This is a genomic window from Streptomyces sp. NPDC021019 (genome assembly GCF_044333295.1).
Lineage (GTDB): Bacteria > Actinomycetota > Actinomycetes > Streptomycetales > Streptomycetaceae > Streptomyces.
Genome location: NZ_JBIRQR010000001.1, coordinates 1,719,928 through 1,731,580 on the forward strand (window position 1 = coordinate 1,719,928; position 11,653 = coordinate 1,731,580).

Below are 11,653 nucleotides of genomic sequence, written 5' to 3' on the forward strand. Positions count from 1 at the left end.
TCCGGGGCGTGGGACGACACAGTCGAAAAGGCTCCGGGGCGATCCGCCCGGACGCGGCCGGAACGGAACCGGGCGGCGAGCGCGCCGCGGCGAGGCCCGCGCCCGGCGGCGGCCGGCGCAGACGGGCCGCTCCCGCGCCGACCGGTGACGGGCGGGGCCCGTTCTCCGCCGACGCCCCGCAGGTGCGCGGCGGCCACCCCGAACAGCGTGAGCAGGGTGGCGGCTGGGGCACCGGACCGGTGCCCCGCTACGACCAGGGGTCCGGCGCCCCCGCGCCCCACAACGCCCCCCATCCCCAGCCGCCCCACCCGTACCCGGGCCGGTACTCCGGTCCGGACAACCGGCCCGCCGACGCCCGGCCGTATCCCGGCGGGCCCGCCGGGCCCCAGGACGCCGCCGCCCGGCAGCAGGCCGTGGCGCGCCAGGTGTCCGCCCAGCGCGCGGCCCAGCGCGCCGCGGACGGCCGGGCGGCGCAGCAGCCGACGCCCGCCGGGGCCTCGGTGCCGGGCCCGCGCCGGGAGTTCGTCGACGCCTTCGACGCCGACGCCACGCCCGGCGCCCCCGCCGCGCCGCCGACCGAAACCCCGGACGGCGTGGACGACACCGACATCGACACCGACCCCGAGGCCGGGGAGCCGGACGAACGCGCCGCGCCCCGGGGCGGCAGGGGGCGGACGTTCACCGGCATCGCCGCCGCCGCGGTGACCACCGTGCTCGCGGTCGTGGTGGCCGGACAGGTCGCCGAGGACTCCGGCGACCGTGCGGCCGCCGCGCGCGCCGCCGAGGTGGAGCGGCAGGGCCCGGGCGACGACGCCTCGCGCTCCGACGCCCGCCCGACCCCGAAGGAGCCCTCGGCGAAGCCCGAGGTCAAACCTCTCTCGTACGCGGACAAAATGGCGCAGCCGTTTCCGCTCGCCGCGGACCTGAGGGCCAGCGGCACGTTCGAGGCGGTGCCCGGACTCGCGAAGGCCCCGGGAAAGGGGCAGAAGCACCGCTACCGTGTCGATGTGGAGAAGGGCCTCGGCCTCGACGCCGGCCTGTTCGCCGAAGCCGTGCAGAAGACGCTCAACGACGACCGGAGCTGGGCGCACAACGGCGCTATGACCTTCGAGCGCATCTCGTCGGGGACCCCGGACTTCGTGATCACGCTCGCCAGCCCCGGGACCACCGCCGACTGGTGTGCCCAGTCCGGTCTCGACACCACGGTCGACAACGTCTCCTGTGATTCCGCCTCGACCGACCGCGTCATGATCAACGCCTATCGCTGGGCGCAGGGCGCCGCCACCTTCGGCCCGGACAAACTGCTGCCCTACCGTCAGATGCTCATCAACCACGAGGTCGGCCACCGCCTGCGCAACAACCATGTGAACTGCCGCACCCCCGGTGCCCCGGCTCCGGTCATGCAGCAGCAGACCAAGACCCTCGAGATCGACGGCATCAAGTGCAAGCCCAACCCCTGGGTGTATCCCACCGGTTGACCCCGGCCCGCGCGGCCCGCAAGGGGCTGGCCCGGGCCTGACTCCCCGTAACGAGCGACCGCTGTACCGCGACGGAACGCGACCGGGGCGGGAAAGTTACGACGGTTCACCCCTTTCGGTGGCGCGACGGACAACCGTCCGTCGCGCCACCGACGTATCCGCTTACGGTCGTCCCGCTGCAAGTCGCCATTCAACGGCGGCTGCCCACAAGGGAGATCGGGGGTGTATTCGTGCGGATCGGACTGCTCACCGACGGTGGTTATCCGTATGCGACCGGTGAGTCCAGACTCTGGTGCGACCGACTGGTGCGCGGGCTGCCGCAGCACGAGTTCGACCTGTTCGCCCTGAGCCGCTCCGCCCACCAGGAGGACCAGGGCTGGGTCCGGCTGCCGCCCCGGGTCAGCCGGGTGCGCACCGCGCCGCTGTGGACCCCCGAGGACGGCACCCTGCGCGGCAGCGGGGAACGCGGCCTGCTGGCCCGGCTGGTGACCGGGGGCGAACGGTCCTACGGGCGGCGCGACCGCAGGCGGTTCACCGACCGCCTCACCGCCCTCGCCACCGCGATCTGCACCGCCGAAGAGGCCGGTACGGGGGCGGTCGGGGGCCCCGGCGCGGAGCTGTTCGCCGAAGGGCTCTACGGCCTCGCCGAGCTGGCCCGCGAGCGCGGCGGACTCCATCTCGCCCTGCGCTCCGAGGACACCGTCCGGATCCTGGAGGCCGCCTCTCGCGCCCGGGGCGCCGGCCGCACCGTGCAGAGCGCCACCGTCCCCGACCTCCTCGCCTTCGCCGCCGAGCTGGAACGCGCGCTGCGACCGCTCTCGCTGGACTGGTACGACCAGGAGAGCCTCGGGGCGGTCGACCTCTGCCATGCGGCCTCCGGTGGAGCGGCCGCGCTCCCGGGGCTCCTGGCCAAACGCTTCTTCGGCGTGCCGCTGCTGGTCACCGAGCACGGCGTCCCGCTGCGCGCGCACTACCTGGCCACCTGCGACACCCCGTACGGAACACCCGCGCGCGCCCTCCTCGCCGGATTCCACGGCCGCCTCACCACCGAGGTCTACCGGCAGGCCGCGATCGTCACCCCCGCCAACACCCACGTCAGCCGCTGGCAGCGGCGCTGCGGAGCTGACCCCGCCAAGCAGCGCACGGTCTACCCGGGCATGGCGGCCGAGCGCTTCGGCCAGGTCGGCGAGGCCGCCGAGCGCCTCGCCGCGGCCGTCGGGGGCGAAGGCGCGGGCGGTCCCGACACGCTGGTCTGGGTCGGCCGGATCGAGCCCGCCAAGGACCTGATCGCCCTCCTCCACGCCTTCGCCGAGGTCCGCCGCGCCGAGCCCGGCGTCCGGCTGCGCGTCTTCGGCGCCCCGGCGGACGGCGACGAGGCCACCACCTACCTCGCCCACTGCGAGGCCCTGGCCGCCCAGTTGTTCCCGGATGAGGCCACCGGCGCGCAGACCGAGGGCGTCAGCCCGGTCACCTTCGAGGAGATCGGCGGTCCCGAAATCCCCGACCTCGCCGAGGCCTACGGAGCGGGCGGCGTGATCGTGCTGTCCAGCGTCGTCGAGGGCTTCCCGGTCAGCCTCGTCGAAGCCATGTTCTGCGGTCGGGCCACCGTCTCCACCGACGTGGGAGCGGTCGTCGAAGTCGTCGGCGGCACCGGCCTGGTAGTGCCCCCGCGCAACCCCAAGGCCCTCGCCGACGCCTGCGTCGCACTGCTGCGCGACCCCGAGCGTCGAGCACGCCTGGGGGCCGCCGCGAGGGCCCGCGCGCTCGAACTCTTCAGCGTCGAACAGAACCTCGCGGCATTTCACGGCATTTACCTGGAGCTGATCTCGCACACTCCGGTGCGCCGCGAGGCCGACACCGTGGACGCCCACGGCGACCCGCTGCCCTTCGCCACCCCGCCGGAAGCCCGCCTCCTCGGCCACTGGACCCAGCCCGGACCGCACCACCGTCCACAGCCGGACCCCGAGCAGTGCGACGCCTCCGTACCGAGCCGGGCGTCCGCGGCCGGGAGCCGGCCGCCGGCCCGGCCCGGGGAACCGGAGCCGGGGCACACGCGGGGGCCGGAGTCCGAGGGCGTCTGCGCGATCGCGTCCGGACCGGCGGGGGACGGCGATGCGTGACCACCCGGCCTTTAACGAACCGGCCTTTAACGAACCGGCCTTCCACGAACCGGCCTTCCACGAACCGGCCTTCAACGAAGCGAGCTTCCCCGGCTCCGGACGCCGCCCCGACCACGGAGACCCCTCGATGACCCGTCCGGACAACCCGGCGACCCCCGCTGCCGCCCCGCAACGCCCCGCGGAGATCCGGCCCCGCACCACGGCGCGTCGGGCGTCGGGCGCCGCCGTCCGCCGGGGCCCGGCCGACCCGGTGAAGTCCCTCCTGCACCACCACCGCGACCTGTGCGAACGGGCCGTGGGCCCCCTGGAGATCGCCGCCGGACTGGAGGCGCACGGCCTCACCGACCGCACCGCCGCCCGCTACCGCCACCGGGACGTCTTCGCCCTCGCCGAGGAGCTGTACGCCCGTGTGCCGCCCCGTACGCGGGAGCGCGCCGCCGACGGGCCTCCCGGCCCCGGTCCCGACACCGACGCGCGGGCCGCGTGGACGCTCCTCGCCCTGCTCCCGGGCGCCGCCTGCCTGGCGACCGCCGGGGTGCTCCGGGCCACCGAGGGCGTCCTGGGCGACGGGGCACGGGCCCTCGTCACCGCCGTCGGGGCCGTCCTGGCCTGCCTGGCGCTCCGGGCGTGCCTGGGCCGGGGCCCTCTGCGTGCCCCCGATGGAGCGGGCCGCGCCGGCATGTACGGCTGCTGGCTGCTGAGCTACGCGGTGTACGGCGAGGAACTGCTCGCCCAGGTCATGACCGGCGGCCCGGACGGTCCGTGGGACGGCACCCCGGCCCCGCTGCTCGGTCTCGCCGCCGCTGTCGCCCCGGCCGCCTGGTGCATCCATCTCTTCACCGTCCACGCCCACCGCAAACTGACCGGCAGCCGCGCCCTGGAGGAGTTCGGTGCGGGCGTGCGCCCCCTGCTTCTGACGGCCGTCGCCCTCTTTCTCGGCGCGCTGCTGCCCTTGCTGTACCTGGCCCACATCGGCCTCGGCGGAGGCACGCCCGTCGCGGCCGCCGCCCTCGGGGTCCTGTTCTTCGTGGCCCGGCTGCTCGCGGCGCACGGGCTGCCCGAGCCGGGCACCGTCGCGCTCGCCGCCGCCTGCGCCGTCGAGGCCGGGGCCCCGGCCCTCGTCCTCGCCGCCCGGCTCCCGGGGCTCGAACCCCTCGCCCGGCCCGTGAACGCCCTCGTCTCGGCGGGCGGGACCGGAGCCGTGTCCGCCCTCGCCTGCGGCGGGGCCGCCGTCGGCCTCCTGCTGCACGCGGCGTTCGCGCTCTCCCGCGCCTCCGCCCACACCCGGACCTGAGCCGGCCCCACCGACGTACCACCGCACGCCCCACCCACGAACCACCGCACGACCCGCCTACCGACCGCCGCACCAGCCACCCCACCCCGACCGTTCCACCGCTTCACCGCCCCACTCCCGCGGAGCCGACGCCGCGGGCTCGTCCAGCACCGCACGACCGACTCGATGACCTAGGAGAAACCCGCCATGACGCCCCAATCCCCCGCACCGGCAGTGAGCCGTCGGCACCGAGGCGGTGCGCGATGAGGGTGCTGCTGCTCGGAGCCAACGGATTCCTCGGCCGCTTCGTCGCCGACCGTCTGCTCGCCGATCCGGCCGTCCATCTCACGGCTCTGGGCCGCGGCGACGACGCCGACGTCCGGTTCGATCTCGCGGGCGGCAGCCCCGGGGCGCTCACCCGCTTCCTCGACGCCGTCCATCCCGGAGTCGTCGTCAACTGCGCGGGCGCCACGCGCGGCGGCGCCCGTGACCTCACCCGGCACAACACCGTCGCCGTCGCCACCGTCTGCGAGGCCCTGCGCCGCAGCGGCTGCGGGGCGCGGCTCGTCCAGGTCGGCTGCGCCTCGGAGTACGGGCCCTCGCAGCCCGGGTCCTCCACCGCCGAGGACGCGGTCCCGCGCCCCGGCGGCCCGTACGGCGTCAGCAAGCTCGCCGCCACCGAACTGGTCCTCGGCTCCGGACTCGACGCCGTCGTCCTGCGGGTCTTCTCGCCCGTCGGCCCCGGCACCCCCGCCGGCTCCCCGCTCGGCCGGCTCGCCGAGGCGATGCGCCGGGCCATGCAGTCCGGCGACGGCGAGCTGAAGCTCAGCGGTCTCGGCGTGCAGCGGGACTTCGTCGACGTACGGGACGTGGCACGGGCCGTCCACGCAGCCTCGCTCTCCGCCGCCCAGGGCGTCGTCAACATCGGCACCGGGCGGGCCGTCCGCCTCCGCGACGCCGCCGCCGTCCTGGCGCGAGTCGCCGGGTACGCGGGCGCGCTCCACGAGCTGGACACGCCCCCCCGCCTGCCCATCGGGGCTCCGCGCACCTCCGCCGAGTCCGTCATGGAGCACCTCGCCGCCACTCCGTCCCCGTATCCCGACGGCTGCGGCGCCTGGCAGCAGGCCGACGTCCGTACCGCGCGGGACCGGCTCGGCTGGCGGCCCCGGATCAATCTGGAGGAGTCCCTGGCGGACATCTGGATGGAGGCGGCGTGCCGTATCTGACCGCTCCCGCCGACGCCCGCCGCACCGCGGGCGGCGAGCAGCTCGGCTTCGGCGTCCCCGGCTACGCCCACCCGCTGCTCGCCCCCGCCGAATGGGCCGAACTGGCCCGCCCCGGCACCCCGCTGCACTGGGCCGTCCTCAACATCGCGGACGGCCCCGGCTCCCGGCCCGACCCGCACTGCCTGGAGGCGGCGGGCAGGCTGCGCAACGCCCGCGAACGCGCCCTGCACGGCGGCTCCCCGGACGACACCGTCCGGGCCTCCGGCGGGAGACTGCTCGGCCACCTCGACCTGGCCTGGGGCGAGCGGCCGTTCGAGGAGCTGATCGCGGACGCCCGGTCCTTCATCGACTGGTACCGGACCGGCGGCTTCTACCTCGCCCGCTGCCCCGCCGAGCGGGCCGAGCTGCCGGCCGTCCGCAGGCTCACCGGTACGCTCCACGCCCTGCTGGCGGAGAGCGACAGCGCCGACGACGGGGGCCGCCTGGTGCTGGGCCACGGCACGCACCCGTATCCCGGGTACGCGGAGGCGGCCGACCAGTTGGTCACCTTCCAGGGCCCGTGGACCGACTACCGCTGGTCCCAGGTGGCGGAGTGGACGGCCGACTATCCACCGGAGCGGTTCGCCCACCTCGTCCACGGGGTGCCGCGCACCCACCTGGAGGAGGCCATGCGCATCGCCCGCTGGCAGGGCGCCGGGACGATCTTCTTCACGGACCGGAACGACCGGAACGACCGCGACGAGCGAAGCGGACAAAGCGATCCATTCGCGGCGCTGCCCAGTTACTGGGACGAAATCGTCTCGCGGATCGGACCTGGTATCTCGGAATGAGAAGGGGCGTGGCAGTGTTACGGGGAGAACAACCGTACGTAGTCGACCGTAAGAAGCCGGTCTACGTAGAATCCGACCACCTGCATTGTTGAGGTTCCTGTGTCGCTGCCACCCCTGGTCGAGCCAGCTGCTGAGCTCACCGTCGACGAGGTCCGCAGGTACTCCCGCCACCTGATCATCCCGGATGTCGGGATGGACGGGCAGAAGCGCCTGAAGAACGCCAAGGTGCTGTGTGTCGGTGCCGGCGGCCTCGGCTCGCCGGCCCTGATGTATCTGGCCGCGGCCGGTGTCGGCACGCTCGGCATCGTGGAGTTCGACGAGGTCGACGAGTCGAACCTGCAGCGCCAGATCATCCACAGCCAGGCCGACATCGGCCGGTCCAAGGCCGAGTCCGCCAAGGACTCGGTGCTGGGCATCAATCCGTACGTCAACGTGGTCCTTCACGAAGAGCGGCTCGAAGCCGAGAACGTGATGGAGATCTTCGCGCAGTACGACCTGATCGTGGACGGCACGGACAACTTCGCCACCCGCTATCTCGTCAACGACGCCGCGGTGCTGCTGAACAAGCCGTACGTCTGGGGCTCGATCTACCGCTTCGACGGCCAGGCCTCCGTGTTCTGGTCCGAGCACGGGCCCTGCTACCGCTGCCTCTACCCGGAGCCCCCGCCGCCGGGCATGGTCCCCTCCTGCGCCGAAGGCGGCGTACTGGGTGTGCTCTGCGCCTCCGTCGGCTCCATCCAGGTCACCGAGGCCATCAAGCTGCTCGCCGGGGTCGGCGACCCGCTGGTCGGCCGCCTGATGATCTACGACGCCCTGGAGATGCAGTACCGCCAGGTCAAGGTCCGCAAGGACCCCGACTGCGCGGTCTGCGGCGAGAACCCCACCGTCACCGAGCTCATCGACTACGAGGCCTTCTGCGGCGTCGTGTCCGAGGAGGCGCAGGAGGCTGCGCTCGGCGCGACGATCACTCCCAAGCAGCTCAAGGAGTGGATCGACGGCGACGAGAAGATCGAGATCATCGACGTCCGCGAGAAGAACGAGTACGAGATCGTCTCGATCCCCGGCGCGAAGCTGATCCCGAAGAACGAGTTCCTCATGGGTACCGCCCTCCAGGACCTCCCGCAGGACAAGCGCATCGTCCTGCACTGCAAGACGGGCGTCCGCAGCGCCGAGGTCCTCGCGGTCCTCAAGTCCGCGGGCTTCGCCGACGCGGTGCACGTCGGCGGCGGCGTGATCGGCTGGGTCAACCAGATCGAGCCCGGGAAGCCGGTGTACTAGGGCATTCCGTACCGATGCCGTACGGAAGGGGCCGGTCCGCGCACGCGCGGGTCGGCCCCTTCCGTGTGCCCGGACTCCCGGGCCCCTCCTACGAGCAGGTCGTGCCGTCCTCCGGGACCTTCCCGTCCAGGAAGTAGGCGTCGATCGCCGAGGTCACACAGTCGTTGCCGCCGTAGGCCCCGTGCCCCTCGCCCTTGTTGGTCAGCAGAACTCCGACGCCCTTGCCCAGCTCGTCCGCCATCCGCCGCGCCCCCTCGTACGGGGTCGCCGGGTCGCCGGTCGTCCCGACGACCAGGACCGGACCCGCGCCCGGCGCGCTGGTCTCCGGCGTCTCGTGCTCCCCCTCGACCGGCCACTGGGCGCACCAGCCCGCGGTGTCCCAGGCCAGGAACGGGCCGAAGACCGGTGACAGCTTCCGGAATTCCGGCAGCAGCGCACGGGCCTCGTCGACGGTGGGACGGGACGCCGAGTCGGCGCAGGAGATCGCCCGCTGCGCGTGGTTCTGGGTGTCGTAACGCCCCTGCTCGTCCCGGCCGTTGTACGAGTCCGCGAGCCGGAGCAGACCATTGCCCGTTCCGGCGTTCTCCGCCTCGTCGAGCGCGGCCGTCAGGGCGGGCCAGTCCGATGCGGAGTACAGCGGGGTGACGATGCCGGTGATGGCGAGCGACTCGCTCAGTTCGCGGCCCGAATCGGTCGGCAGCGGGCTGCGGTCGATGCGGGCCAGCAGCCGGGCGATGCGCTCGGAGCCCGCCTCCGGGTCCTGGCCGCGGTCCTCGAGGTAGTTCTCCAGGGCGCGCTGGAATCCCGTGGCCTGGTTGCGGGCGTGCCCGGTCCCGTCGGCCGTCGGGTCGACGACCGCGTCCAGCACGGTGCGTCCCACCTTGCGCGGGAAGAGGTGCGCGTACGTTCCGCCCAGCTCCGTACCGTAGGAGAAGCCGAAGTAGGACAGCTTCTCGTCGCCCAGGACCTCGCGGATCAGGTCCAGGTCGCGGGCGGCGTCGACCGTCCCGACGTGCGGCAGGATCGCGCCCGAGCGACGTTCGCAGCCGGCGCCGAAGTCCGCGGCGTCCTCGATGAACGCCGTCTCCTCGGCCGCCGTGTCCGGAGTCAGGTCGACGTTCCGGTGGGCCTGCTCCTGCTCCTTGTCGGTGCGGCACCGGACCCCGGAACTGGCCGCGACGCCACGCGGGTCGAAACTCACCAGGTCGTAGCGGGAGTTGAGCTTCGCGTAAGCGTCGGCCGAGCGCGGCAGTATTCCGACGCCGGATCCGCCGGGCCCGCCGAAGTTGAAGAGCAGCGAGCCGAGCCGCCGCCCCTTGTCCCGGGCCTCCTTGCGGACCAGTGCGACGGAGAGCGTCTCCCCGGACGGCTCCGCGTAGTCCAGCGGTACGTCCACGTTCGCGCAACGCCAGGCGGACCCGGGGGCCTCGCCGGCCCCCGGGTCCGGGCAACGCTTCCAGTCGAGGCGCTGCGAGGTGAGGGCCGAGGGCAGCCTCGGCGTCCTGGGGGAGTCCTCGGTGTCCGTCGGCGTGGGCGCGGCGGAGGCGTCGGCCGGGCGGCCGTGGGCCGGCTCACTCACGTCCGGCTCCGTTCTCAACAGGCCGCAGCCGGCGAGCAGTCCCGCCACGAGGAGAGCTGCTCCTGTCCTGACGGCGGCCCGCTGGACACGACGGTGCGCACGCATGATCCGGCTCCCCTGGGGTGGTGACGCGTCGGGCGGCTGAGCTGTGTGGTCATGCTAACCGCCGTGCACAGCAGGGGAGTCGTGGGCCGGAGTCAGCCGCAGACGGTGCCGGACTTCGGCACCGTACCGTTCAACAGATAGCCGTCGACCGCCCGTTGCACACACGCGTCCTTGCTGTTGTACGCCCCGTGCCCCTCGCCCTCGTAGGTGAGCTCGACGCCGACGCCCTTGCCCAGCTTCTCCACCATCGCCTTCGCGCCCGCGTACGGGGTCGCCGGGTCGCCGGTGTTGCCGATGACCAGGATCGGGGCGGAGCCGGGGGCGCTGACATCCGGGGTCTTCCAGGCACCCGCCACCGGCCAGCCGGTGCAGCTCATCAGGCCCCAGCCCAGGTAGTCCCCGAACAGCGGGGACGCCTTGCGGAACGCGGGCAGCGCCGCCTTCGTCTGTTCCAGGGAGAACCGCTGCGAGCTGTCCGCGCAGTTGATGGAGATGTTGGCGGCGTTGGAGTTGTCGTACTGCCCGTCCTCCGAGCGGCCGTTCAGCGAATCGGCCAGGGCGAGGAGCAGCCCGCCGTTCCCGCCGCCCGCCTCGTCCAGGCCCTGCTCCAGCAGGGGCCAGGTCTCCTTCGAGTACAGCGCGGACGCGATGCCGGTGGTGGCCAGTGTCTGCGTCAGCGCCCGGTCGCCGAGCCCGTCGACGGGCTCCTTCTCCAGCTCGGCCAGCAGATCGGCGATGCCCTGCTCGACCTCCTGCCGGGTGGCCCCGGGCAGCGCGCAGTCGTCACGCTCCGCGCAGTCCTCCGTGAAGTTGTCCAGGGCCAACTGGAACCCCTGGGCCTGACCGATGGCGGACTGCTCGGCGTCCTTCGTGGGGTCGACCACCGCGTCGAAGACCGCCCGGCCGACCTTGTCGGGGAAGAGGTGGGCGTAGACGCCGCCCAGCTCGGTGCCGTACGAGATGCCGAAGTAGTGCAGCTTGTCGTCGCCCAGCACCGTGCGCATCAGGTCCATGTCGCGGGCGGCGTTCGTCGTGCCCACGAAGGGGAGTTCGGGGCCGGAGTTCTCCTCGCAGTCCGCGATGTAGTCCTTCTGCCCCTGGACGAACTGCTTCTCCTCGGCCGCGTCGTCCGGGGTGGAGTCCTCCTGGTAGAAGGCGTCGAGCTGGGCGTCGTCGGCGCACTCGACGCCTTCGCTGCGGCCGACCCCGCGCGGGTCGAAGCTCACCAGGTCGTACCGGGTGCGGAGCTTGTCGTACTCGGTGCCGAACGCGGGCAGCGTCGCGACGCCGGACGCGCCGGGTCCGCCGAAGTTGAAGACCAGCGAGCCGATCCGCCGCTTCGGCTCCTTGGCCTTCGCGCGCACCAGCGCCAGTTCGATCGTGCGGCCGTCCGGCTCCGCGTAGTCGAGGGGTACGTCCATGAAGGAGCACTCCCACACCACTCCGCCGGGCAGCGGCGACGGCGACTCGCCGCCGCCCTGGGCCGAGTTCGGGGGCGGGCACGGGGACCATTCGAGCTGCTGGGACGCCAGGTCGTCGGCGGTGGAGGACGGAGAGGCGGTCGAGGCCCCGGTGGGCGTCGTGGACCCCTCCCCGTCACCGTCGTCCGAACAGGCGGCCAGCGGCAGCAGCATGGTGGCGGTGGCGGCGAGGGCGGCGGCACGCAGAGCGGGGGAAGTCCTCATGCTCCCATCGTGCGGCGGGGCGCCGGGGAGCGCGGCCGGGCGCGGTCCATGCGGGTGGCGGTGGCCCCTGCCACCGCCG

General features: G+C 73.6%; 8 protein-coding genes. 6 read left to right on the top strand and 2 right to left on the bottom strand.

Annotation, left to right across the window (positions count from 1 at the left end):
* Positions 1-8 precede the first annotated feature (8 nt).
* The 6 genes from ACH4RG_RS08045 to moeZ all read left to right on the top strand — a co-directional run bounded on the left by ACH4RG_RS08045 (position 9) and on the right by moeZ (position 8,205).
* The gene (locus ACH4RG_RS08045; protein ID WP_398539263.1) at positions 9-1,478 is read left to right on the top strand and encodes a DUF3152 domain-containing protein; all 1,470 of its coding nucleotides are present in this window, start codon (positions 9-11) and stop codon (positions 1,476-1,478) included.
* Between the two features lie 230 nt (positions 1,479-1,708).
* Positions 1,709-3,598, top strand: a complete 1,890-nt coding sequence (locus ACH4RG_RS08050; protein WP_397921576.1) for a DUF3492 domain-containing protein — start codon at positions 1,709-1,711, stop codon at positions 3,596-3,598.
* Positions 3,591-4,892 carry a hypothetical protein gene (locus ACH4RG_RS08055; protein ID WP_398539264.1) on the top strand — a complete coding sequence of 434 codons (1,302 nt, stop codon included), beginning with the start codon at positions 3,591-3,593 and terminating at the stop codon, positions 4,890-4,892. Before ACH4RG_RS08050 ends, ACH4RG_RS08055 begins: the two co-directional genes overlap by 8 nt.
* Before the next feature lie 242 nt (positions 4,893-5,134).
* Entirely contained in the window at positions 5,135-6,097 is a 963-nt protein-coding gene (locus ACH4RG_RS08060) for an NAD-dependent epimerase/dehydratase family protein (protein ID WP_397921572.1), read from the top strand.
* Positions 6,085-6,927, top strand: coding sequence for a spherulation-specific family 4 protein (locus ACH4RG_RS08065; RefSeq protein WP_397921570.1), 843 nt, complete (start codon positions 6,085-6,087; stop codon positions 6,925-6,927). Before ACH4RG_RS08060 ends, ACH4RG_RS08065 begins: the two co-directional genes overlap by 13 nt.
* 99 nt (positions 6,928-7,026) lie before the next feature.
* A complete protein-coding gene (gene moeZ / locus ACH4RG_RS08070) occupies positions 7,027-8,205 on the top strand; it encodes an adenylyltransferase/sulfurtransferase MoeZ (RefSeq protein ID WP_397921568.1) in 1,179 nt (392 codons plus the stop codon).
* Positions 8,206-8,293: 88 nt separating this feature from the next.
* Here the strand turns inward: moeZ and ACH4RG_RS08075 are convergent, their stop codons facing one another.
* On the bottom strand, positions 8,294-9,889 hold the full coding sequence (locus ACH4RG_RS08075) for an alpha/beta hydrolase (protein ID WP_398539265.1): 1,596 nt from the start codon (positions 9,887-9,889) through the stop codon (positions 8,294-8,296).
* A 92-nt stretch (positions 9,890-9,981) separates the two neighbouring features.
* The gene (locus tag ACH4RG_RS08080; protein ID WP_397929158.1) at positions 9,982-11,574 is read right to left on the bottom strand and encodes an alpha/beta hydrolase; all 1,593 of its coding nucleotides are present in this window, start codon (positions 11,572-11,574) and stop codon (positions 9,982-9,984) included.
* Between the last annotated feature and the right edge of the window lie 79 nt (positions 11,575-11,653).

What these genes read in the sequence shown, in the direction of transcription:
- ACH4RG_RS08055 (WP_398539264.1), top strand. Translation starts at nt 3,591, where the DNA reads ATGCGTGACCACCCGGCCTTTAACGAACCGGCCTTTAACGAACCGGCC.
- ACH4RG_RS08080 (WP_397929158.1), bottom strand. Translation starts at nt 11,574, where the DNA reads ATGAGGACTTCCCCCGCTCTGCGTGCCGCCGCCCTCGCCGCCACCGCC.
- ACH4RG_RS08075 (WP_398539265.1), bottom strand. Translation starts at nt 9,889, where the DNA reads ATGCGTGCGCACCGTCGTGTCCAGCGGGCCGCCGTCAGGACAGGAGCA.
- ACH4RG_RS08060 (WP_397921572.1), top strand. Translation starts at nt 5,135, where the DNA reads ATGAGGGTGCTGCTGCTCGGAGCCAACGGATTCCTCGGCCGCTTCGTC.